This is a genomic window from Curtobacterium sp. ZW137 (genome assembly GCF_003762905.1).
GTDB lineage: Bacteria > Actinomycetota > Actinomycetes > Actinomycetales > Microbacteriaceae > Curtobacterium.
The window spans coordinates 499,955-523,282 of record NZ_RJKS01000003.1 but is presented as its reverse complement, the minus strand read 5'-3'; the positions used below and the strand labels follow the sequence as shown (position 1 = coordinate 523,282).

The 23,328-nt window shown below is 73.4% G+C and carries 18 protein-coding genes; 8 read left to right on the top strand and 10 right to left on the bottom strand.

Annotation, left to right across the window (positions count from 1 at the left end; translation table 11 throughout):
* Nucleotides 1-108: 108 nt before the first annotated feature.
* From EDF55_RS12160 to EDF55_RS12150, 3 genes are all read right to left on the bottom strand, one after another.
* Complete coding sequence (locus EDF55_RS12160) at nucleotides 109-636, bottom strand: hypothetical protein (RefSeq protein ID WP_221180752.1); 528 nt, start codon at nucleotides 634-636, stop codon at nucleotides 109-111.
* A complete protein-coding gene (locus EDF55_RS12155; protein WP_123655205.1) occupies nucleotides 633-1,394 on the bottom strand; it encodes an amidohydrolase family protein in 762 nt (253 codons plus the stop codon). The genes EDF55_RS12160 and EDF55_RS12155 overlap by 4 nt, the downstream gene beginning before the upstream one ends.
* A gap of 147 nt (nucleotides 1,395-1,541) precedes the next feature.
* Nucleotides 1,542-2,039: a hypothetical protein gene (locus tag EDF55_RS12150; RefSeq protein ID WP_123655204.1), complete on the bottom strand. Its 498-nt coding sequence runs from the start codon at nucleotides 2,037-2,039 to the stop codon at nucleotides 1,542-1,544.
* Nucleotides 2,040-2,149: 110 nt separating this feature from the next.
* Here EDF55_RS12150 and EDF55_RS12145 point away from each other — a divergent pair, with 110 nt between their 5' ends.
* Nucleotides 2,150-2,845: a GntR family transcriptional regulator gene (locus tag EDF55_RS12145; RefSeq protein ID WP_221180751.1), complete on the top strand. Its 696-nt coding sequence runs from the start codon at nucleotides 2,150-2,152 to the stop codon at nucleotides 2,843-2,845.
* 18 nt (nucleotides 2,846-2,863) lie between these two features.
* Here the strand turns inward: EDF55_RS12145 and EDF55_RS12140 are convergent, their stop codons facing one another.
* The 5 genes from EDF55_RS12140 to EDF55_RS12120 are packed head-to-tail and all read right to left on the bottom strand — an operon-like array spanning nucleotide 2,864 to nucleotide 10,213.
* Entirely contained in the window at nucleotides 2,864-4,297 is a 1,434-nt protein-coding gene (locus tag EDF55_RS12140) for an amidase (protein WP_123655203.1), read from the bottom strand.
* Nucleotides 4,297-6,309 (bottom strand): primary-amine oxidase, encoded by a 2,013-nt coding sequence (locus EDF55_RS12135; protein ID WP_123655202.1) that lies wholly within the window; start codon nucleotides 6,307-6,309, stop codon nucleotides 4,297-4,299. Before EDF55_RS12135 ends, EDF55_RS12140 begins: the two co-directional genes overlap by 1 nt.
* A gap of 27 nt (nucleotides 6,310-6,336) precedes the next feature.
* Complete coding sequence (locus tag EDF55_RS12130; protein WP_123655201.1) at nucleotides 6,337-7,884, bottom strand: gamma-glutamyltransferase; 1,548 nt, start codon at nucleotides 7,882-7,884, stop codon at nucleotides 6,337-6,339.
* The gene (locus tag EDF55_RS12125; RefSeq protein WP_123655200.1) at nucleotides 7,881-8,975 is read right to left on the bottom strand and encodes an FAD-dependent oxidoreductase; all 1,095 of its coding nucleotides are present in this window, start codon (nucleotides 8,973-8,975) and stop codon (nucleotides 7,881-7,883) included. Before EDF55_RS12125 ends, EDF55_RS12130 begins: the two co-directional genes overlap by 4 nt.
* Nucleotides 8,972-10,213 (bottom strand): aminotransferase class V-fold PLP-dependent enzyme, encoded by a 1,242-nt coding sequence (locus EDF55_RS12120; protein WP_123655199.1) that lies wholly within the window; start codon nucleotides 10,211-10,213, stop codon nucleotides 8,972-8,974. Before EDF55_RS12120 ends, EDF55_RS12125 begins: the two co-directional genes overlap by 4 nt.
* 100 nt (nucleotides 10,214-10,313) lie before the next feature.
* Here EDF55_RS12120 and EDF55_RS12115 point away from each other — a divergent pair, with 100 nt between their 5' ends.
* Nucleotides 10,314-10,820: a RidA family protein gene (locus tag EDF55_RS12115; protein WP_185017352.1), complete on the top strand. Its 507-nt coding sequence runs from the start codon at nucleotides 10,314-10,316 to the stop codon at nucleotides 10,818-10,820.
* The gene (locus EDF55_RS12110) at nucleotides 10,817-11,995 is read left to right on the top strand and encodes an MFS transporter (RefSeq protein WP_185017350.1); all 1,179 of its coding nucleotides are present in this window, start codon (nucleotides 10,817-10,819) and stop codon (nucleotides 11,993-11,995) included. Before EDF55_RS12115 ends, EDF55_RS12110 begins: the two co-directional genes overlap by 4 nt.
* A 54-nt stretch (nucleotides 11,996-12,049) precedes the next feature.
* On the opposite strand, the gene EDF55_RS12105 is transcribed toward EDF55_RS12110, so the two are convergent.
* Nucleotides 12,050-13,504 carry an aldehyde dehydrogenase gene (locus EDF55_RS12105; protein WP_123655196.1) on the bottom strand — a complete coding sequence of 485 codons (1,455 nt, stop codon included), beginning with the start codon at nucleotides 13,502-13,504 and terminating at the stop codon, nucleotides 12,050-12,052.
* A gap of 44 nt (nucleotides 13,505-13,548) precedes the next feature.
* On the bottom strand, nucleotides 13,549-14,568 hold the full coding sequence (locus EDF55_RS12100; protein ID WP_123655195.1) for a phosphotriesterase: 1,020 nt from the start codon (nucleotides 14,566-14,568) through the stop codon (nucleotides 13,549-13,551).
* A gap of 224 nt (nucleotides 14,569-14,792) precedes the next feature.
* Here EDF55_RS12100 and EDF55_RS12095 point away from each other — a divergent pair, with 224 nt between their 5' ends.
* Genes EDF55_RS12095 through atzF form a run of 5 tightly spaced genes read left to right on the top strand, consistent with a single transcriptional unit; the run spans nucleotide 14,793 to nucleotide 23,327 of the window.
* Entirely contained in the window at nucleotides 14,793-16,379 is a 1,587-nt protein-coding gene (locus EDF55_RS12095; protein WP_123655194.1) for an amino acid permease, read from the top strand.
* 45 nt (nucleotides 16,380-16,424) lie between these two features.
* Nucleotides 16,425-17,264 (top strand): urea amidolyase associated protein UAAP1, encoded by an 840-nt coding sequence (locus EDF55_RS12090; RefSeq protein ID WP_123655193.1) that lies wholly within the window; start codon nucleotides 16,425-16,427, stop codon nucleotides 17,262-17,264.
* The gene (locus tag EDF55_RS12085) at nucleotides 17,264-17,956 is read left to right on the top strand and encodes an urea amidolyase associated protein UAAP2 (RefSeq protein ID WP_123655192.1); all 693 of its coding nucleotides are present in this window, start codon (nucleotides 17,264-17,266) and stop codon (nucleotides 17,954-17,956) included. Before EDF55_RS12090 ends, EDF55_RS12085 begins: the two co-directional genes overlap by 1 nt.
* Nucleotides 17,953-21,621, top strand: a complete 3,669-nt coding sequence (uca, locus tag EDF55_RS12080; RefSeq protein ID WP_185017348.1) for an urea carboxylase — start codon at nucleotides 17,953-17,955, stop codon at nucleotides 21,619-21,621. Before EDF55_RS12085 ends, uca begins: the two co-directional genes overlap by 4 nt.
* A complete protein-coding gene (gene atzF / locus EDF55_RS12075) occupies nucleotides 21,618-23,327 on the top strand; it encodes an allophanate hydrolase (protein WP_123655191.1) in 1,710 nt (569 codons plus the stop codon). Before uca ends, atzF begins: the two co-directional genes overlap by 4 nt.
* The last annotated feature ends 1 nt before the right edge of the window (nucleotide 23,328 follow it).

The following is a 23,328-nucleotide window of genomic DNA, read 5'->3' as shown; positions in this document are numbered from 1 at the left end:
GTGGTTCCTTCCACGACGGGGGGCACTCGGGTGGGGACCGGTGCGCGCCGTCGCCGTCATTCTGTGACGGCTTCGGACACCGCACGGGTCGGGGGTGTTTCCGCGGCGTTAAACCTCAGGTGTCGCGGAGTGGGACGCCGCTCGTGCCGCTCGGCGCCGCCGGAACGGCAGCAGTTCGGCGACGCCGACCGGGCCGAACCCGTCGCCGACCGCCACCCACACGTGCGCGTCCGGGGCGTGGTCGCCGAGCAGCTCGGCGCAGACGCCGCACGGCTCGATGAGGTGCAGCGTCCCGCTCGGTCGGCGCAGGACACCGACGACGGACTCGACCGCGGCGCCGGCGACGACCGCGGCGCTCAGCGCCGCTGACTCGGCGCACACCGACGCCCGACCGGCCGACGCCTCGACGTGCAGGCCGGTGACGACGGTGCCGTCCGCCAGGCGGAGCGCCGCCGCGACCTCGTGCACGCCCGCGCGGTACCGACGCTCGAGCACGTCGGTGGCGATGTCGAGCAGCTCGCGGTCGGCCGTGTCCATCCCGGTCGGCGGCCCGTCCAAGACCGGACGCTCCGACGACGTCGGCGGCCCGTCCAGGACCGGACGCTCCGACGACACCGGCGCACCCCGGTCGCTCACGACCAGCCCAGGATCCGTGCCATGTTGCCGCCCTCGACGAGCGCCCGGTCGGCCTCGTCCGGGATCGCCTTCGCGATCTTCATGCGCTCCAGGTCGAAGTCGCTGCCGGGCCACTCGGACCCGAGCAGGATCTTCTCGGCCCCGAGGCGGGCGTAGGCGCGCTTGACGTCGGACATGAGCGTCGCCGAGGTCTCGAGGTAGACGTGCGGGTTCCGCTCCGCGACGATGATCGCCTCCGGCACGTTCCACACCGCACCCATGTGGGCGATGATCGTCGGCACCGTCGGGAAGCCCTTGGCGATCTCCTCGATCGCGAACGGTGCGCAGAACGCGTCGTCGAGGGCGTTGATGAGCACGGGCAGGCCGAGCTCGGCGCACACCTCGAACAGCGGGTCGAGCAGGCCGTGGTCCGCCACGTGGTACCCGTGCAGGCTCGGGTGCAGCTTCAGTCCGACCAGTCCACCGTCGGCGAACCGGCGGATCTCGTCGGTCGCGTTCTCCCACTGCGGCATCACCTGTCCGAAGCCGAACAGCCGGTCCGGGTGGGCGGCGACCAGGTCCATCAGGAAGTCGTTCTCGATCCCCTGCGCGAGCGAGCACACCATCGCGCGGTCGACGCCGGCCGCGTCCATGCGGTCCAGGATCCGGTTCGCGTCGAACGGCGTGTACGCGGGCGGCTCCTCGCCCGGCCGGACACCGCTGAGGTAGTCGCTCCGGCCACGGCGGTCCTGCGTGGTGTTGTAGGCGTCGATGATCATCCTGGGCGTCTCCTCGTCGGCTGCTCGCGGGGACGGTGCTCCCCACATGTCATCCGATACTGCCAGAATTGGATCCAATTTGGTAGCGGATGGTCCGGCCGGGAGGCCCGGGTTGCCTCGTCGACGCTGGTCACGACCGCAGGTGGTTCAGTGGACGGCCGCCATCGCGCCCATCGCGAGCAGCCCGACGAGTGCCGCGATCCGTCGCACCGACTCCGTCCGTGCGACGCGGCGCCGCCCGACGCTCCACGCCACGGCACCGACGTGCACGGCCACCGCGACGGCGACCGGCAGCAGCAGCGCAGCGCCGTGGTGGTGCCCCGCGGAGTCACCGGCGTGCGCCGCACCGAGCACCACGAACACCGCGCCGAGCAGCATGCCGAGCGCGTGCAGGTGGCCCCCCTGCGGACGGCGCGGACGGCGGACGCGGTCGACCAGCGCGGTCACCATCGCACAGCCGCCGAGCAGGACCGCCCAGAACGGTGCGGGCACGAAGCCCATGGCCGGCAGGTGGACGTCCGCCATGGCGGCGAGCATCACGACCTCGCCCAGGAGCGCCGTCCGCCCGACGCGCCGAGCCCCCGCGACACCCAGGACGAGCGCGACGAGCGACCCACCGAGGGTCACGACGATCAAGAAGCCCATGATTGGATCCAATCATGGGCGGGTCGGATCCGGCAACGGGATCCAACACCTGGCAAGATTGGATCCGCAGCGGGGGCTCGCTGCGATGACGCACCGAGGAGACCACTTTCGTGACCACCACCGACGGCAACGCACTCGTCGACGACCTCGCCGCCCGGATCCGCGCGAAGATCATGTCCGGCGAGATCCCGATCGGCGCACCGCTGCGCCAGGCCGACCTGGCGGCGCAGTTCGGGATCAGCCGCACGCCCGTCCGCGAGGCCCTGCGGCAGCTGCAGACCGGCGGGCTCATCGAGGTCGTGCCGAACCGCGGCGCCGTGGTGCGCGTGCCGGTGCCGTGGGAGGTCCGCGAGGCCTACGAGGTCCGGGCCGAACTCGAGTCGCTCGCCGCCCGCCGCGCCGTCGACCGCCTCGACGACGCCACCATCACCCAGCTGCGATCGGTGAACCAGGCGATGTACGAGCGCTCGCTCGCGGCGGCCGACGGCGAGCAGCCGAAGCAGCGCGAGGGCGTCGACAACGACCAGTTCCACGGGCTGATCTACCAGGCGTCGGGGAACATCCGGCTGACCCGCATGCTCGTCGAGATCAACGACGCCTTCCCGCGCAACGTCTCGGCGCTCGTGCTCCGCGAGAACTCCCGGCACCGCGAGGAGAACTTCCGCGAGCACGAGGAGCTCATCGAGGCGTTCGTCAGCGGTGACCACGAGCGTGCGGCCGGACTCATGCGCGACCACGTCCTGCGCGCCGGCGAGCACCTGGCGCACTGGTACGAGCGCCGCTCGTCCACGGTCTTCACGGGCTGAGCCGGCCGCCCGCCCCGGCTACAGCGCCGGTGCCCGCCGGATCCAGCCGGCGGCCTCCTCGATCGCGCGCGTCGCCGCGAGCAGCTGCGCCTCGCGGCCGTGGCGCCCGACGACCTGCACCCCGACGGGCAGTCCCTCTGCTGTGAACCCGGCGGAGGTCACCACGACCGGGTGCGCGGTCAGCGTGAGCCGGTTCGCGAGCATCTGCCACGTGAAGTAGCGTTCGAAGCGGTGTCCGTCGACCTCCTCGACCCACTCGACCTCGGCGGGCGGTGCGACGACCGGCGTGGCCGGCAGGACCAGCACGTCGTACCGGTCGAGGACCGCGGCCGTGTCCCGGTACATGCGCGTCCGCCGTTCGTAGGCGTCGGCGAGCTGCGTCGCGGTGGTGGCGCGGCCCTGCTCGACGTTGCGGACGTAGTCCGGCCGGAACCCGGTCGCTCCGGCGTCGACGGCGTGCCGACCACCGAGGAAGAACTCGAACGTCTCGATGGTCTCCCAGGCCTCGTCCGCACCGGCGAAGTCGGGCTCGGCCGCCTCGACCACCGCGCCGAGGCCCGCGAGCTGCTCGGCGAACGCACGGTGCACGGCTCGGACCGACGGGTCGATCGGCAGGCCGCCGGCGTCGTCGCTCCACGCGACCCGGAGCCCGTCGACCTGGACCGGCCGCACCGGGTACCGCGTCATCGCCGACATCGGCCAGACCGACTGCTCGACGGCGAGGGCGTCCATGAAGCGCGCGGCGTCCGCGGAGTCGCGCGCCATCGGTCCGGTGACCCCGTGCGGCGTCCAGGCGTTGCCGGTCCGGCCGCTCGGCACGCGGCCGGGGCTCGGTCGGACGCCGACGACGTTGCAGAACGCGGCCGGGTAGCGCAGGCTCCCGCCGCTGTCCGAACCGTCGGCGATCGGCAGCATCCGTCCGGCCAGGGCCGCCGCGGCGCCGCCGCTCGACCCCCCGGCGTGCCGGGACGTGTCCCAGGGGTTCACGGTCGTGCCGAACACCGGGTTGAACGTCAGGACGCCCTGCCCCATCTCCGGGGTGTTTGTCTTGCCGATGATGATCGCGCCGGCGTCGCGCAGGAGGGTCGCGAGGACGCTGTCGTGCGCTGCCGGACGCGCTTCGGCGAAGGCCGCGGACCCGTTCGTGGTCGGCAGCCCGGCGACGTCCATCAGGTCCTTCACCGCGGTGGGCAGGCCGTGCAGGAGCGGCAGGGGGTCACCGGCGGCGCGGGCCTCGGCGGTGCGGCGGTCCGCGGCTTCCGCGGCGGCGAGCGAGACCGAGTCGGGTTGCTGTGAGACGACGGCCCGCAGGCGCGGGTTGCGTTCCTCGATCCGCTCCAGGTGGGCGCGCATCACCTCGACCGCCGACACCTCGCGGGCCGCGACGGCGTCGGCCAGTCGGACGGCGGACCAGTCGGCGAGGTGCTCGGGCGTGTGCTCGGTCCCGGTCATCAGCGGCCGCCCTCGTGGTCGTGCTGCTGCTCGGCGTGGACGTGCCCGTCGTGCGCGGCGTGGATGTCGTGGTCGTGGCCCGCGTGGTCGTGGCCCGCGTGCTCGTGGCCGGCGCCCGGTGCGCAGTGGTCGGTCGCGGACGGCGGCACGTCGAGCGAGGGGTTCCGGTCGAAGAAGCCGTCCGGCTCGAGCCGGAAGCCGATGCGGTCGACGGGCATGATCGGCCACTGCTCCGGCCGCGGGAAGTGGTGCACGCCGAGGACCGGCCAGAGCACGAGCCGCTCGTTCTCCAGCGACCGGCCCGCCCGCTGCCAGACGTGCACGCCGTCGTCGCCGAGCTCGCCCTGGTTCGGGTACTCCCCCGCGATGAACCGCTCCTCGGGGTCGAACGCGCTCGCCCACAGGTGCTTCGCGACGAACGGCGCCTTGCGCTCCACGATGCTGCCGGGCCGCACGTGCAGCTGCGCGGTGTTCTGGACGGCGAGGCGGTACGCGGTGCTCTCGCCGAAGCGGTTCTGCGCCGACTCGCTCTCGATGCGCCAGTGCAGCGCCCGTGCAGGGTCGGACGTCCGGGCACCGTCGGCCTCGGTCGCGATGGGCGTCTCGACCGCGATGCAGGCGTTGCCGTAGGGGTTCAGCGCCTCGTCGGGCTCCGGCTCCGCGTGGACCTCGACCAGCCGGTTCAACGGCCCGTCGACGGCGGTGTCGAGCCGCACCGCGAAGTAGTGCTGGTGCGTCGGGGCCTGCACGTTCGGCGCGACCATGCGGCCGTACCGCGGGGTCTCGCCGTCGGCGATGCCGGACACCGACATGATCCCGGTGAGCTTCACCTCGAGCTCGATCGAACCGTCCTGGGACAGCGTCCAGTAGAAGCCGTAGTCGTAGTTCGCGACCGTGGCGAAGCTCGAGATCACCAGGCGGCGGCTGCGGCGGACCTCGGCGCTGCCGGTGCGGGTGTTCACGTGCTTCCAGAGGATCGAGTCGTCCTCCTCGTGCAGGCAGATGCCGTTCACGATGGTCTGGGGCTCGCCGTGCCCGTCCAGGAAGTCGACGTCGAAGTACCGGATCTCGCCGAGGCAGTCGCAGCCCAGCTCGAGGCTCGCGGTGAGCGGCCCGGCGCCGTACTCGCCCCAGTCGAAGAAGTTCTTGCGGTAGGCGGTCGGGTCGCTGTCCAGGTAGGGCACGTACATCTCGTTGACCGCCGCACGGTGCAGCACGGGGCGCTCGACGTCACCGTCGCGGTAGGTCAGGTCGTGCAGGACGAGCCCCTCGCGGTGGGAGAACCCGACGCGGAAGCTCCAGTTCTGCCACGTGACCAGGTGCCCGTCGATCGCGAAGCCGGGGCCGTTCGGCTGCACGATGTCGAGCGCCGAGACCTCGCGGTCGGGACCCCAGGTGCCCGAGGTGTAGACCCCGGTCTCGGTGGCCATCGGGACGACCCCGTGGTCCTCGATGCGGATCACCTCGAGCGTGTCCAGGTCGAGGATCGGGACGAGCCCCGCGACCGGCCTGGCGTAGCCGTTGTCCTCGGGGAACTCGCGGTACCAGACCGTGCCCCAGCTCAGGCGGCGGTCGGCGAGGTCCTCGGGCACGAAGCCCGTGATCGACTCCGGGTCGACCCAGACCAGCGAGGTGTCGGTGATGCCGCGCTTCGCCAGGGCCTCGATGATCAACGGCGACTTCCGGGCGGCCTGGGCGATGAGCCGCGCCTCGTCACTCGAGACGCCGGGGCGGCGGTGGTCCACGTCGGTCCACAGCTCGACGATCGCCGGCGAGTCCGGACCGGCCGTCCAGCCGCGCACCTCCCATGCGGCGTGGGCGTCCGGGTCCATCACGACCATGCGGACCGGGCGGGCGCCGCCGGCCACGGTCCCCCGCGCCTTCTCCTCGTCGAGGGCGATCCCCCAGAAGCGCGGTCGTGCACCGATCCGACCGGAACCGCGGACCGCGGCGACGAAGGAGGCGATCTCGGCGGAGGTGAGCGGATCGAGGACGTGGGCGGTGCTGCTCATGGGCTTCCTTCTCGGGTGGATCGGGGGTCAGTTGGCGTGGAGGACGACGGCGCGACCGTCCGCGCGGGGGTCGCTCGCCGCGTCGAGGTGGCCGTCGGCGTGCAGTCGGACGGTCTGCACGTGCCCGGCCTCGTCGACCGGGCCGTCGGTCCGTGCGACGGGCAGGCCGAGCGCGGTGGCCGCTGCGATCGCCTCGTCGGTCCCGGGTTCGGCGACGAGGGTCATCTCCTCGTGCCCGAGGTCGCGCGCGCCGACCACGAACCGCGGGCGGCCGAGCACGGCCACGGGGTTGCTGTCGCCGTCGACCAGGTCACGGGCGACCTGCGCGAGGATCCACGGTTGGGCGCTGCCGCCCTGGCACCCGAGGCCGACGACCAGACCGTCCGTCTCGGCGATGACCGGCAGCAGCGTGTGCGGCGGGCGCAGTCCGGGACCGACGTGCCCGGGGTGGGCGGGGTCCGTGCTGAAGGCCGAACCGCGGTTGTGCAGGACGACGCCGGTGCCCGGGTCGAGGATGCCGGACCCGAACAGCTGGTAGACGCTCTGGATGAGGGTGACCACGGTGCCGTCGGTGTCGGCCGCGGTGACCGCGACCGTGTCCCCGAGCGCGCGTCCGGCCCGCGGCAGCGCCCCCGTCCGGCCGGTGTCGCGCGGGTCGGTCATCGCGGCGACGTCGATCGGACCGCCGCGGGGGTCGCCGAGCTCGGCCTGACGGACGAGCGCCGCGCGGTGCACAGCGTCGACGAGCTCGGCGGTGCGGTCTGCGGAGTCGGCATCGTCGGCGAGCGCCTCCGGCAGGATGCCGAGCAGCACGACGCCCTGCGTGGGCGGTGGCGCCGCCCACCAGCGGACCCCGCCGACGTCGGCCTGCTCCGGCTCGGCGAGCTCGGCCTCGTGCGCGGCGAAGTCGGCCTCGGTGTGCGCGCCACCGAGTTCCCGCAGCCGCGCCGTGATCGACCCGGCGATCCGCCCGCGGTACATCGCCCCGGGGTCGGCCGCCAGTTCGGTGAGCGTCGCGGCGAGCGCGGGCTGCACGAGGCGGTCACCCGCACCGAGCAGGCCACCGGCGCCGTCGCCGAAGACGTCGGTCATGCCGGCGTCGGCGCGGATCTCGTCCTCGCGGACGGCGATCGCACGGGCGAGACCGGCGGAGACGGGCGCCCCGTCGGCCGCGAGCCCGGCTGCTCGGAGCAGCGCCGGACGGAGACCGAGCCGACCGCCGAGCGCGTCGATCGCCCGCCAGCCGGCGACGACTCCGGGCACCGTGACGGTCTGCGCACCCTGCCGCGGCATCCGCTCCTGCTGCGCGAGCGCGGCGACGTCGATCGCGCTCGGGGCGGCACCGGCGGAGACCACGGCGGTCACGGCGTGTCCGGGGCGGCGGACGAGGGCCACGAGGTCGCCGCCGATGCTGCACTGGTGCGGGTAGACGACGGTCAGCGCGGCGGCGGCGGCGAGTGCGGCGTCGATCGCGTCACCGCCGGCTGCGACCGCCTCGGCCGCGGCGTCGAGCGCGGCGGGGTGCGGTGCGGCGACGGCGACCCGGCGGGACGCGGGTGCGGTGGACTCGGTCATGCGGTGGTCACCATCCGTGCTGGGCTGAGGAAGTCGAGGTCCGGACGCGTGACGCCCTGCACCAGGTCGGCGACGGCCTCGCCGATCGCCGGGCCGAACTTGAACCCGTGTCCGGAGCACGCGGCGGCCACGATGACCTCGGGCTCGTCCGCCAGCGCGCCGACGACGAACCGCTTGTCGGGGGTCATCGTGTACAGGCAGGCGACGGCCTCGCCGCCCGCCGTGTCGATCCCCGGGACGAAGCGCTCGAACAGCCCGGCCAGGTGGGCCGTCTCGGCCTCGGTGGGCGGTGCGACGGGCACGTCGGGGTCCCAGACCGGGCCGGCGTCGATCCCGATCTTGGCGCCGGACCCGGCGGCCTCGGGCAGTCCGAACACCAGACCCTCGGGCAGGTCGACGGAGAAGCAGCCGAGTGCCGGCGGCTGCGCGATCGCCTGGCCGGTGGGGACGGTGAGGGTGACGATGCGCCAGACCTCGAAGAACGCGGCGGCCCCCGGCACGAGCTGCGACGCCCAGGCGCCGCCGGCCAGGACCAGGTGGCGGGCGCGGATGCTGCCGCGGTCGGTCCGGACGGTGACGACGCCGTCGTCGACCTGCCGGTCGAGGACGGTCTCACCGAAGCGCAGCTCGGCACCGGCCGCAGCGGCGGCCGACTGCGCGAAGGCGAGCGCCCGTGCGGCGTTGAGGACGCCGGCGTCGGGGTCGTGGACCGCGCCGTACTCCTCGGGGGGACGCAGCGACGGCGCGTGCGTCCGCCAGGTGTCACGATCGGCCGGGAGGCTCGCCCCGCCCTGCATCGTCGGCTCGCCACGGTGGGCGTACAGTCCGCCGGTCGGGTGCAGGAAGGGTGCGCCGGCTACGGTCCCCCACCGGTCCCACCCGCGGTACGCGCGGTCGACCAGGTCGTTCCAGACCGGGCTCGGGTAGGCGCGGCGGATCATCCGGGTCGCACCGTGCGACGAGCCCCGCGTGTGTCCGGGGGTGAACCGCTCGACGGCGACGACGTCGAGGCCGCGGCGGGCGAGTTCGTAGGTCGCGGCGGAACCGTGGATCCCGAGCCCGAGGACGACGACGTCGTGCACCTCGGTCATGCCCGGGCCTCGGCCACGACGTCGGCGATGCCGTCGAGCAGGACCCGGACGTCCTCGTCGTCGTTGTACACGTGCGGCGACACCCGGACGACGCTGGGCAGTCCGCGGGCGCCGAGGTCCCACTGCGCGTGGCTCGCGGGCACCGAGATGGAGTCGATGCGGCGCTGTCGGAGCCGTGCGGAGACCTCCTTCGACGCGACACCGTCGACCGTGAAGGTGATGATCGCGGAGGGGGACGCTGCCGGGTCGGCGACGGTCACGCCGTCGAGGCCGTCGAGGGCGTCCCGGAGGCGGGAGCCGAGGCCGACGAGGTGCGCCTCGGTCGCCGCCGGACCGCGGTCGAGCGCTTCGCGCAGCGCCACCCCGAGGCCGAGCCGCGCGGCGACGGAGCACTCCCAGGTCTCGAGCTGTCGCGCGGTGCCGTCCATCGTCCACTCATCTTCGCCGGTCCAGACCGCGCCTCGGACATCCGGTGCCCACGCACCGATGCCCTCGAGCGTGCCGCGGCGCAGGTAGGCCATGCCCGTCCCGCGCGGGCCGCGCAGGAACTTCCGGCCGGTCGTGACCAGGGCGTCGCAGTCGACGGCCCGGACGTCGATGTCGATCTGTCCCACGGACTGCGTGGCGTCGACGACCGAGAGGGCGCCGTGGCGACGGGCGACGGCGGCGATCTCGGCGACCGGCTCGACGAGCCCGGACGAGGTCGGCACGTGCACGGCGCTCACCACGACCCGGCCGGTGGCGCCGGCGACGGCCCGGTCGAGCGCATCGAGGTCCATCGCACCGCTGCCGTCGCTCGGCACGACCACGAGCCGGACGTCGTCGTGCCGCTGCATGGCGAGCAGGCGGAGCGCCTGGCTCACGTAGCTCGACCGTGGCGCGACCACGGTGTCGCCGGCGCCGAGCCGGAGCGCGTCGAAGACGCCGCGGAGCCCGCTCGTCGCGCTGTCGAACAGCGCGATCTCGTCCGCCTCGGCACCGAGCAGCGCAGCGGCCGACGTGTACACCGCGGCGACGTCGTCGGCGACCTCGTTGGCTGCTTCGTACCCACCCACCCGCTGTTCCCGACGCAGGTGGGTGACCACGGCCTCCAGGACGCCGTCGCTGACCAGACCGGCGCCGGCCGCGTTGAAGTAGTGGCGTCCCGCGGTGCCGGCCGTGCGTGACCGCTCGGCGGCCACGTCGATCACCGTCGTTGCCGGGTCGGCGCGCGTGCCGTCCTCCAGACCGATCGTCATGTCGCGGGTCCTCCCTCGTGCGCGTCACCCCCGGACGCTGAATGGATCCCATCATAAACAGGTTGTATCCATTACCGCCACCGCCGGATACTCTGGTCGCATGGAGCACTCCGCTGAAGCCCGCGCGCTGGAACTCGGACTCGTCATCCCGGACTACGCGAACCCGCCCTACGGCGGCCGCTACGGCAGTTCGCTCCGCGCGTTCCACCGCACCGGCGACCTGCTGGAGCTGAGCGGCATGACGCCGGAGTCGCGCGACGGCACGATGCTGCACCCCGGGGCCGTCGGAGTCGACGTCACCCTCGAGCAGGCGCAGGAGGCCGCCAGGTACACGGCGGTGAACGCGCTCGGCATGATCCGGTACGCCCTCGGGTCGCTGGACGAGGTCGCCGCGCTGTCCCGTGGACTGTGCTTCGTGCTCTGCCCGCCCGGCTTCGAACAGCTCAACCAGGTGTCGAACGCGGCGAGCGACCTGCTCTTCGACGTCTTCGGTCCGGACGTCGGCCGGATGGGCCGGGCCTCCATCGGCGCGACGGCCCTGTCGCGGAGCGCCTGCTTCGAGCTCTGGCTCAGCCTGGAGTGCCGCCCGCGCCGAGCCGGGGAGTGAGACCGCTCGCCGAGTCCGGCGTCCGGGGAGCGGCGTTCTGGCTCCTCGTGCTGGCGTCGACCGCCGGCTACGTCGTGAACGGCGCGAGCACGCCGGTCGTGCCGCGCCTGGCGACGGACCAGCTCGGCGCCGACCCGGCGCTCGGGGGACTGCTCGTCTCGCTCGCGGGGTTCGTCGCGATCGGTGCGATGCCGGTGGCCGGGGTCCTGAGCGACCGGCTCGGACCACGTCGCGTGCTCCTCGGCGCCGGACTGCTGGCGGCGGTCGGGCTCGGGATCGTGCTCGTCGCGCTGAGCATCCCGACGCTCGCGGTCAGCCGTCTCGTCTTCGGCGCCGGCAACGCCGCGACCGCCACGGCCCTGACCGCCTGGGTCGTCGCCGAGGTCCCCGTGACCCAGCGGAGCCGCGCCCTCGGCCTGTTCGGGCTCGCCGTCTGGATCGGACTCGCCCTGGGGCCGGTGGTTGGCGAGAACCTGTACCAGTCCGCCGGGCACCGCTCCGTGTGGATCGTCGCGATCGGCATCCAGCTCGCCGGGCTCGCCGTGGCGCTGCTCGCCCGAGACGGATCCGCGCCGGCATACCGCAGCCCGGCCCGTCCCACGGGGACCGGCATCGCACCGGTGCTCCGTGCGGTCGTGCGCCCCGGTGCCGCGGGCCTGGTCGCCTGGGCAGCCGAGGGCTTCATGATCGCGTTCCTCATCCAGCACCTCGTCGGGCAGGGGGTCGGCGCGCAGGGGCTGACCGGCGCGGCGAACGTCTTCACGGTCTTCGCGGCGAGCGTCGTCGGGGTGCGGCTGCTCCTCGGCGGGTTGCCGGACCGGGTCGGGCCGGTCCGCACGGCTCGGGGCGCGCTGGTGGTCCTCGCCGCCGGGCTCGTCGTCCTCGCCGTCGCGCACGACTTCCCGACGGCGGCCGCCGGGGCCGTGCTCGTCGGTGCCGGGTACTCGCCGCTGTTCCCGACGCTGACGATCCTCAGCACCCGCACGCTCGACGACCGGAGCCGCGCGACCGGGGTCGGCGTGTTCTCGGCCGTGACGAGCGCGGGCTACGCCGTCGGCTCGCTCGTGGGCGGGGTCCTGGTGTCGGCGGTCGGGTCCGGCTGGGCCCTCGTCGTGCTCGCCGCGCTGCAGCTCGCGGCAGTCCCGGCGCTGGGCCGGCACGACCGCGGCCGCTGACCGGTTCGCGGTCGTGGTCGCGGTCGCGCCCACGGTCGTGCCGCGGTCGTGGTCTCAGAGCGCGATGACGACGCTCTTCGACTCGCAGAACGCCCGCAGCGCCTCCTCGCCGAGGTCCCGGCCGAGACCGGACTCGCCGACACCGCCGAAGGACAGCGCCGGGTCGAACAGGTTGTAGGTGTTCACCCACACCGTCCCCGCGTGCAGCCGCTGCCCCATCCGGTGCGCCCGGGCGAGGTCACGGGTCCAGACGCCCGCCGCGAGTCCGTAGGTCTGGTCGTTCGCGATGGCGATCGCCTCGTCCTCGTCGTCGAACGGGATGACCCCGACGACGGGTCCGAAGATCTCCTCGCGCGCGATGGTCATCGTGTTCGAGACACCGGTGAAGAGCGTCGGCTCGACGTAGTAGCCGGGGCGCTCGGGGACGCCGCCGCCGACCGCGACCGTGGCTCCCTCGGCCTTGCCCTGCTCGATGTACCCGAGGACCTGCTGCCGCTGCTCCTCGGACACGAGCGGTCCGACGGTGATCCCGCCGTCGAGACCGTCGCCGACCGGGACCTTCCGGACGGCCGCGACGAGACGCTCGGTGACCTCGTCGAGCACCGACCGCTGGACGAGCAGCCGGCTCCCAGCGGTGCACATCTGGCCGGAGTGGCCGAACGACGCCCGCATCGCGGTGACCACGACCGCGTCCAGGTCGGCGTCCTCGAAGACGATGTTCGGGCTCTTGCCGCCGAGCTCGAGCGTCAGGCGCTTGAAGTCGGCGCTCGCGGCGGTCATCACCTTGCGGCCGACCTCCGTGCTGCCGGTGAACGACACCTTGTCGACGCCCGGGTGCGCGGTGAGCGCGGCGCCGACCCGACCGTCACCGGTCAGGACGTTGACGACCCCGGCGGGGACACCGGCCTCCTCGCAGATCGCCGCGACGCGGAGCATCGTGAGCGGCGTCTGCTCGGCCGGCTTCACCACGACGGTGCAGCCTGCGGCGAGCGCGGGGGCGAGCTTGAACGCCCCGGTCATGATCGGGAAGTTCCAGGGCAGGATGAGCGCCGCGACCCCGACGGGTTCGAGGGTCGTGTACACGTGGTGCTGGCCGCCGTCGACGGGGACCACGGTGCCGGTCAGGCGGGACGGGGCGCCCGCGTAGTAGCGGAACACGCGGGCCGAGGTCGCCGTGTCCGCGCGGGACCGCTCGATCGGCTTGCCGTTGTCGCGGGTCTCGAGCACGGCGAGCTCCTCGAGCCGCTCCTCGATGAGGTCGGCGACGCGGCCCAGGATCCGGCTCCGGTCGTGCGGGCTCATCCCGCTCCACCGGCGGTCCTCGTGCGCCCGGCGCGCGGCGGCGACGGCGGCGTCGATCTCGACCGGCCCGGCCTGCGGCACCCGGGTGAGCAGGACCTCGGTCGCCGGGTCGAGGACGTCGAGCAGTTCGGCACCGTCCGGCGCGGTCCACGTGCCGTCGACGAGGAACGGCTCGAGCGGGGCCAGGGGTGCGAGCGTGTCTCTCATGGTGGTTCCTCCGGGGACGTGGTGCGGTGCGCTGGTGGTCGGGGTCAGGGGCGGTCGAGCAGCCGTGCGGGCTCGTCCACCGTGATGCGGGTGAGGACGTCGTCCGGCACGCCGAGTGCCCGGAGCCCCGGCACGACGCGGGCGGTCAGGTGGTCGAGGCCGTGCCCGCCGTGCCGACGGAGCTGCCCCTTCGTCCAGGTCGCGTGACCGAACACCCACCGGGTCTCCGGCGCGGAGTCGCGCAGGGCGAGGAAGGCGTCGAGGCGCTGCGGGTCGCTGGCGTTCCGGATCCGGCCGACGTGCGAGCCCTCGTTGCCGAAGCAGAGCTCGAGGACGGCGCCGGCCTGCCCGAGGTCCCGCAGGTACGGCAGGTCGAGGAACTCGTCGACGGTCGAGAAGACGACGCGGCTCGGGTCCACCCCCTCGGCGACGACGTGCGCGAGCACCTCGAGGCCGTTCCGGGCGTCGGCCGCCAGCCGGACGACGACGGCGGCGCCGGTGGTGACGGCGGCCCGGGCCGCGGCCGTCAGGCTCCGGCGCTCCTCGTCCCCGTCGGCGGTGGCGAACGCGGACGTGGTGCCCATCAGGCCGAGGATGCCGGCACGGTAGTGCGTCCCGGGGACCGCCTCGGTCAGCGCGCGTTCGAAGAGCTGCTGTCGCCCGTCGGTGTCGAGCTCGGTGTACCACTCCGGCAGCAGGCGCGGCAGGTAGGCGCCGTAGCCCGCGACGACGTCGACGCCGCTCGCCAGCGCGAGCGCGGGCAGCCGGGCGTGGTCCGGCCCGAAGCCGAGCGAGCTGAGGTCGACCGCGAGCCCGAGCCCGGCGACCCCGGCGATGCGCAGTTCGTCGGCGAGCAGGTCGAGGTCGTCGAGTCGCAGGTTGTCGGCGAGCGCGAGCTGACTCCACCGCAGGGCCGCTGCGAGGTCCGCCGTGACGGCCAGGCTCGGTTCGAGCGCCTCGACGCCCGGTCGCTGCAGTGCGCTGGCGTCGGTGAGCAGGTGCTCGTGCATCGACACCGGGCCGGTCCCGGACGACTCGACGGGACCGAGGACGGTCTGGATCACGACGTACCTTTCACCGTGGCGGACTTGACGGATCCAATCTACATCGGTTTGGATCCCTCTTGTCCACGGGTGTCGTCGATCGTTCCGGCCGACCCCGAACGTTTACACGCGGGCGACTTCCGACACGTGCCCGAAACAGCCGGGCAACGACGGCGACACAGCCCCGCACGACACTGGTCGCACTACCTGTCACACGACAGGTACTCCGCGAAAGGTCTGTAGCCATGCGCTCTCCCGAAGCACCGCTCCACGCACCGCGCGCCACGTCCAGCGTCGACTCCCAGGGCCTCGCCCGTCTCGGCTACGAGCAGGAACTCCACCGCGGGGTCGGCTCGTTCTCGTCCTTCGCTGCCGGCTTCTCCTTCGTCTCCATCCTCACCACGGTCTTCCAGCTCTTCGGGCTCGGGTTCGGACTCGGCGGCGCCGCCTTCTTCTGGGCGTGGCCGCTGGTGTTCGGCGGTCAGCTGCTGGTCGCGTTGAACTTCGCCCAGCTCGCGGCCCGCTGGCCGATCTCCGGCGCGGTCTTTCAGTGGTCGAGCCGTCTCGCCGGTCCCCGGTTCGGCTGGTTCACCGGCTGGACGATGATCATCGGGCAGATCCTCACCGTCGCCGTCGCGGCGATCGCCGTCCAGGCGGTCCTGCCGACGATCTGGGCGGGCTTCCAGCTCGTCGGCGGTCCCGGTGCGGATCCCTCGGTCGCCTCGCCGACGGGCGCCGCCAACGCGGTAATCCTCGGACTGGTGATGCTCGCCGTGACGACGATCGTCAACATCGTCAGCGTCCGGTTCATGGCCCGGGTGACCAGCTTCGGCGTCCTCGTGGAGATCGTCGGCGTCGTCGTCCTGATCGCCGCCCTGTTCCTCCTGCCGCACCGTTCGGCCGCTGTGGTGTTCTCGACCGAGGGCTCGACGAGCACCGAGCCCTACGTCTGGGCGTTCCTGGCGTCGTCCCTGATGGCCGCGTACGTGATGGTCGGCTTCGACTCCGCGGGCGAGCTCGCCGAGGAGACGCACAACCCGAGGCGGACCACCCCGAAGACGATCGTCCGCGCGCTCACGGTCTCCGGCCTCGGCGGCGGGCTGCTCATCATCGGCGCCCTCGTCGCCGCCCCGAGCCTGACCGACGGCAAGCTCGCGACACAGGGACTCGCCTGGGTGATCACGTCCGCACTCGGCGACGTCGCCGGGCGCCTGCTGCTCTGCACCGTCGCGGTCGCCGTCTTCGCCTGCACGCTGGCCGTGCAGACCGCGGGGGCGCGCATGGTCTACTCGATGGCCCGCGAGAAGGCGTTGCCCTTCCACCGCACCCTCGCCCGCGTCTCGCCCCGGACGGGCACCCCGATCGCGGCCTCGATCGTCGTTGGGGTCGGCGCCGGCCTGGCACTCGCCGTGAACATCGGCCAGTCCGCGATCTTCACCGCGCTGTCCAGCCTGTGCATCGCGATGCTCTACCTGGCCTACCTCGGGGTGACGGGCCCGCTGCTCGTCCAGCGGATCCGGCTCCGTCGGACGGGCCTGCCGGGCGGTGTGGACGAAGACGGCAAGCCGCTCTTCACCCTCGGCCGCTGGGGCATCCCGCTGAACGCCCTCGCCGTCGCGTTCCAGATCGGCATGGCCGTCAACCTGATCTGGCCCCGTCCGGAGATCTACGACCTGACCGGCCACTCGTGGTGGCTGCAGTACAGCGCGCTGCTGTTCATCGGCACCGTGCTGCTCGTCGGCTGGGCGTGGTCGTCGTGGCGGCACCGTGCGCACGGTCCGATCACCCTCGCCGAGGTGCCGCACACCGCCCCCACCCCCGTCGAGGCCTGACCCCGTCGTCGTCCTCGAACGCCAGCACCACCGGAAGGAACCACCGTGCGTGACCTGCACCAGACCGACAGCGTGACCGCCTCACGCTCGGACGCCCGCGCCCAGGGCGGTGCCACGTCCGACTGGATGCCGTACGTCCCCGCGTCGTCGTCCCCGTTCGCCCCCGATGGCGTGGACACGGCCGACCTGGTCTGGGCCGAGACGGTCGCCCCGGGCGGGTACACCCACAAGGTGCTCGCCCGGGGGTCCCGGATCCGGTTCGACGACCCCACGGGTGCTGCCTGCGCCCACCTGCTGCTGTTCAACGCCCTCGAACCGTGGGAGCGCCTCAACGTCGCGGACACCCAGAAGATCCCGTGGCAGGCGTACCTCGGGCAGGGTTCGCCCCTGCTCAGCGGCGACGGCCGGGCACTCGCGACGGTGGTCGAGGACACGTCCGGCCACCACGACGCGTTCTGCGGCACATCCACCGACGCGTGGAACGAGCGCAAGTACGGCGGAGCGGCACCCGAGGGTCCGACGCCGAGCGGACGATCGCTCTTCGCGAAGGCCGCGGCGAAGCACGGGCTCACGAAGCAGGACCTGCCGCCGAGCGTCTCGTTCTTCCAGGGCGTGCGCATCGACCCGGACGGCGCGATGGAGTTCACCGGGTCGGCCGGCCCCGGTCACCACGTCACCCTGGTCGCCGAGCTGCCGCTGCTCGTCCTCGTCGCGAACGTCGCCCACCCGATCGACCCCCGCCCCGAGTACGCGGTCGGTCCCCTGCGCGTGCACGCCTGGCGCGGTGCCCCGACGACGGCCGCCGACGACCGCTTCACCGCGTCGCCGGAGCTCACCCGCGCCTACCTGAACTCGATCGACCACGCGGAAGCACGAGGCTGCTGATGACCGACACGCTCACGTCCACCGTCCCCGTCGGCGCCGTCCACGGCCCCGACGTCCCGCTCGACTGGAGCGAGTCCCTCGTGCCCGGGGCCGTGGTCCGCGACGACCGGGTCGCCCCGCTCGCGCCGTGGTCCGCCGTCGTCCGGGCCGGCGAGGTGCTCACGATCGTGGACGTCGGCGGCAACCAGAGCGCCGACTGCCTGGTCTACGACGCGCACGACCCCGACGAGCGCTACAGCGTGCCGGACACCCTGGCAGCCCAGGGCAACGCCTACGTCCGCACCGGCACCGTCCTCATGTCGAACGAGGGTCGTCCGCTGATGACCGTCGTCGCGAACGAGATCGACCGCCAGGACACCATCGGCGGCGCGTGCTCGAAGGAGTCGAACACGCTCCGCTACGGTCACCACACCCAGTACCAGCACGGCTGCCGCGAGAACTTCCTCGCCGAGGCCGGGCGGCACGGACTCGGCGTCCGGGACATCGTGTCGAACCTCAACTGGTTCATGAACGTGCCGGTCGAGGCCGACGGCGCACTCGGCATCGTCGACGGCATGAGCGCCCCGGGCAAGCGGGTCGCCGTCCGCGCCGAGCGGGACGTCCTGGTGATCGTGTCGAACTGCCCGCAGATGAACAACCCGTGCAACGACTTCTCCTGCACCCCGCTGCGCATGATCGTGGTCCAGCCGTGACCGCCGCGCCCGACCCCACCGGGACCGCCACCGTGGAACTCAGCACGAACACCGTCCTCGTCGCGAACCGCGGCGAGATCGCCCGCCGCGTGATCCGCTCCGCCAAGGCGCTCGGCATGCGCACCGTCGCCGTCTTCTCGGACGCCGACCGCGCAGCACCGCACGTCCGCGAGGCCGACGTCGCCGTCCGGCTCGGTCCGGCGCCCGCACGCGACTCGTACCTGGACATCGACGCCGTGGTGCGCGCCGCGAAGGACACCGGCGCCGGGCTCGTGCACCCCGGGTACGGCTTCCTGTCCGAGAACACCGCGTTCGCCCGTGCGTGCGAGGACGCCGGCATCCGGTTCGTCGGACCGACGGCCGACCAGATCGTGCAGTTCGGCGCGAAGCACACCGCCCGCGAGCTCGCCGCGGCGGCCGGGGTGCCGATGCTCGCGGGGACCGGTCTCCTCGCCGACGTCGACGAAGCCGTCGCCCAGGCGGAGCGCATCGGCCTGCCGTTCATGCTCAAGGCCACCGGGGGCGGTGGCGGGATCGGCATGCAGGCGTGCGCGACCCTCGACGAGGTCCGACAGGCCTACGCGAGCGTCGAGCGCACCGCCTCCGCCGCGTTCGGGTCCGCCGGCATCTTCCTCGAACGGCTCGTCCGGCCGGCGCGGCACGTCGAGGTCCAGCTCTTCGGCGACGGTGAGGGCCGCGTCGCCGTGATCGGCGACCGCGACTGCTCGCTCCAGCGCCGCAACCAGAAGGTGATCGAGGAAGCTCCGGCCCCGGCACTCCCCCGACGGGTCCGGGAGGACCTGCACGCGTCCGCCCGTCGGCTCGCCGAGAGCGTCGGGTACCGCAGCGCCGGCACCGTCGAGTTCGTCTACGACCCGGTCCGCGAAGAGGCGTCCTTCCTCGAGGTGAACACCCGGCTGCAGGTCGAGCACCCGGTGACCGAGGAGGTCTTCGGCGTCGACCTCGTCGAGCTCATGCTCCGCCTGGCCCGCGACGGCGCCGCCGGCATCGAACCCGACGTCTTCACGCGCAGCTGGACCCCGACCGGGCACGCCGTCGAGGCCCGGGTCTACGCCGAGGACCCGGCGAAGGGGTCGCTCCCCTCCAGCGGTCTCGTCACCCGGGCGGTGTTCCCCGAGCGCGACGGCGTCCGCGTCGACGGCTGGGTCGAGACCGGCTCCGAGGTCTCCGCCTTCTACGACCCGATGCTCGCGAAGGTCATCGCCACCGGGGAGACCCGCGACGACGCCCTCGACCTGCTCCGGGACGCCCTCGCGGACACCCGCGTCGACGGCATCGTCACGAACGCCGGGCTGCTCCGCTCCCTGACCGACGACCTCGAGCTCCGGACCGCGACGCACTCCACCTCGACGCTCGACGAGACGGCGGACCCGGACCCGCGGATCGACGTCGTCGTCCCCGGCACCATGACGATGATCCAGGACCTGCCCGGCCGGGTCGGGTACTGGCAGGTCGGCGTCCCGCCGAGCGGCCCCTTCGACGCCGCCTCGTTCGCCGAGGCCAACCGCGCGGTGGGCAACCCCGACGGCGCCCCGGCGCTGGAGATCACGGCGACGGGGCCGACCCTGCGCTTCTCGGCCGCCGGCGTCGTCGCCCTCACCGGCGCTCCGGTGCCCGTCGCCCTCGACGGGGAGCCCGTCGCGCTCTGGGAACCGGTCGAGGTCGGCGCCGGACAGACCCTCGCGGTCGGCGCCGCCCCCGGCCCCGGGCTCCGCAGTTACCTGGCCGTCCGCGGTGGCTTCGACGTCCCGACGTACCTCGGCTCCGCCGCGACGTTCACGCTCGGCGGCTTCGGCGGCCACGCCGGTCGGGCCCTGCTCGCCGGCGACGTCCTGCGACCGGGCTCACCCGACTCGGACGCGCCGCACCCCGCCTTCCCCGCCGGTGCCCGGCTCGGCCTGGTCGGCGGCCCGACCCCCGCCGAACGACGCACCGCGCTCACCGACGCGTGGGAGATCGCCGTCACCGAGGGGCCGCACGCGGCGCCGGACTTCTTCACCCGCGCCGACCTCGACGTCTTCTACGCCACCGACTACGCCGTGCACCACAACTCCGCGCGCACCGGGATCCGGCTCATCGGCCCCCGGCCGGGCTGGGCGCGGACCGACGGCGGCGAGGCGGGACTGCACCCCTCGAACATCCACGACACCCCGTACGCGGTCGGAGCGATCGACTTCACCGGCGACACCCCGATCATCCTCGGACCGGACGGGCCCTCGCTCGGCGGCTTCGTCTGTCCGGCGGTGGTCGCCAGCGGCGACCTGTGGAAGCTGGGCCAGCTCCGACCGGGCGACACCGTCCGGTTCGTCCCCGTCCGCGAAGCCGACGCCGCCGCGCTCGAGGCGAGCCGGGCCTCCAGGACCGTCCCCCGTACCGGAGGCGACGGCGACGACGGGCTGATCGCGCGACTGGACGCGACCGACGCCCGACCGGGCGTCGCGTACCGACGTGACGGCGACGACAACGTCCTGGTCGAGTACGGCGACATGACCCTCGACATCGCACTGCGGATGCGCGTGCACGCCCTCATGACGAAGCTGCAGGAGGAGGCGCCGGCGGGGATCCTCGACATCACCCCCGGCATCCGCTCGCTGCAGGTGCACACCGACGCCTCGGTGCTGAAGGCGAGCACGATGGCCGGACTGCTCCGCGAGCTCGAGGACGAGATCCCACCGACCGACCAGCTCGTCGTGCCGTCGCGCACCGTCAAGCTGCCGCTGTCCTGGGACGACCCGGCCACCCGGCTCGCGATCGAGCGGTACATGGCGGGTGTCCGGAACGACGCTCCGTGGACCCCGTGGAACATCGAGTTCATCCGGCGGATCAACGGGCTCGACAGCGTCGACGACGTCTTCCGCACGGTGTTCGACGCCAGCTACCTGGTGCTCGGCCTGGGTGACGTGTACCTCGGCGCACCGGTCGCGACCCCACTCGACCCCCGGCACCGCCTGGTCACGACGAAGTACAACCCGGCCCGCACCTGGACCGCCGAGAACTCCGTCGGCATCGGTGGCGCGTACCTCTGCATCTACGGCATGGAGGGGCCGGGCGGCTACCAGTTCGTCGGCCGCACGGTGCAGATCTGGAACCGGTTCCGCCGCGGCGGGTTGTTCCAGGAGGACCCGTGGGCGCTCCGGTTCTTCGACCGCATCGAGTGGTACCCGGTCGGGGCGGAGGAGCTCCTCGAGCTGCGCGCCGAGACCGACGCCGGGCGGGGATCGTTCGAGACCGTCGACGGCGAGTTCTCGATCGCGTCGTACAACCGGTTCCTCAGCGACAACGCCACCTCGATCGCGGACTTCCGGGCGCAGCAGGCCCGGGCGTTCGACGAGGAGAAGGAACGGTGGCGGGCCTCGGGCGAGTTCGACGTCCGCGACGAACCGGCCGTGGTGCTGCCCGACGAGGTGGTCCTGCCCGCCGGCGCGACCGCGGTGACCGCACCGTTCACCTCGACCGTGTGGCAGGTGGACGTCCGACCGGGCGACCGCGTGGACGAAGGACAGCGGCTGCTGGCCGTGGAGGCGATGAAGATGGAGTCGATGGTGCACGCACCCGTGGAAGGACACGTGTTGGAGGTCTACATCAAGCCGGGCGACCAGGTCGCCCCCGGCCAGGTCCTGGCAGCGATCGGGGTACCCGCGTGAGCGCCGTCACCGGGGCCGGCGGCGCGGTCGCCGACCGCGTCCACGCCGCCTTCGACCGGATCGATGCCGTCGACCGTCCCGAGGTCTGGATCACCCTGCGCGACCGCGCTGCCGTCCTGGCGGAGGCCGAGTCCGTGGACGGCACGCTGCCCCTCGCCGGGATGCTCTTCGCCGTGAAGGACAACATCGACGTCGGCGGGCTGCCCACCACCGCGGCCGCCCGGTCGTACGCGTACACGCCGACGGCCGACGCCACCGCCGTCGCTCGGCTCCGGGCCGCGGGCGCGGTCGTGGTCGGCAAGACCAACCTCGACCAGTTCGCCACCGGCCTGGTCGGCACCCGCTCCCCCTTCGGCGCCGTCCGGAACGCCTGGGACCCGACCCGGATCTCCGGGGGCTCCTCGAGCGGCAGTGCGACCGCCGTCGCCCTCGGGGTCGTCGACTTCGCACTCGGGACCGACACCGCGGGCTCCGGACGGGTCCCCGCCGCGCTGAACCACCTGGTCGGCGTGAAGCCCACCAAGGGTCTCGTGCCGAACACCGGCGTCGTCCCGGCCTGCCGCTCGCAGGACTGCGTCACCGTCTTCGCCCGGTCCCTCGACCTGGCCCGGACGGCCACCGAGCTGATGTCCGGGCCCGACGGTCTCGACCCGCTCGCCCGGACGGACACCGCCCTCGTGGCCCTGCCGACGGTGCCGCGCATCGCCGTGCCGCTGCCGTCCCAGCTCGACGGCCTCGCCCCGGGCTGGGCGTCGGCGTTCGACCGGGCCGTCGAGCGGTTCCGTGCGCTCGGGCACGAGGTCGTCGAGGTCGACATCGCGCCGCTGCTCGACGCCGCCGCGCTCCTGTACGAGGGTGCGTTCGTGGCCGAGCGCTACGCCGCGGTCGGTGCCCACATCGAGGCGCACCGCGACCTGATCGGCGAGGACCTCGACCCGACCGTCGCCGGGATCGTGCTCGGCGGCGCGACACCCACCGCCGTGGAGCTCTTCGCCGACCAGGAGCGCCTGGACGCCCTGGGCGCCGCGGGCCGGGCGGTGCTCGACGGCACGACCGCGCTCCTCACCCCGACCACGACCTGGCACCCGACCCTCGCCGAGGTCGCCGCAGACCCGGTCGGGGCGAACAGCCGGATGGGGCGGTACACGAACTTCGCGAACCTGCTCGACATGGCGTCGCTCGCGGTGCCCGCCGGCTTCGTCGACGGGCTGCCGTTCGGGGTCATGCTCACCGGACCCGCGTTCAGCGACCGCCGCCTGGCGGCGTTGGCCGCGGCGTTCGCCGCGCCGACGGTCGACCTGCTCGTCGTCGGCGCGCACCTGCGTGACCAGCCGTTGAACGGTCAGCTCGTCGCCGCAGGCGGCACGTTCGTCCAGGAGGCCCGCACCGCCTCCGATTACCGGCTGTACGCACTCGACACGGTGCCGCCCAAGCCGGGGCTGGTCCGGGCCGTCGCGGTCACGCCCGGCACGGGGGCGCCGGGCGGCGGGATCGCGGGGGAGGTCTGGCGGCTGCCGGCCGCCGGTTTCGGCACGTTCGTCGCGGCGCTCCCCGCCCCGATGGCGATCGGCACCGTGACACTCGACGACGGATCGGAAGTCACCGGGTTCACGGTGGAGGCCCACGCCGTCGAGGGCGCCGAGGACATCACGCACCACGGCGGCTGGCGGACGTACCGGGAGCACGCCGCCCGGGAGCGGGTGTGAC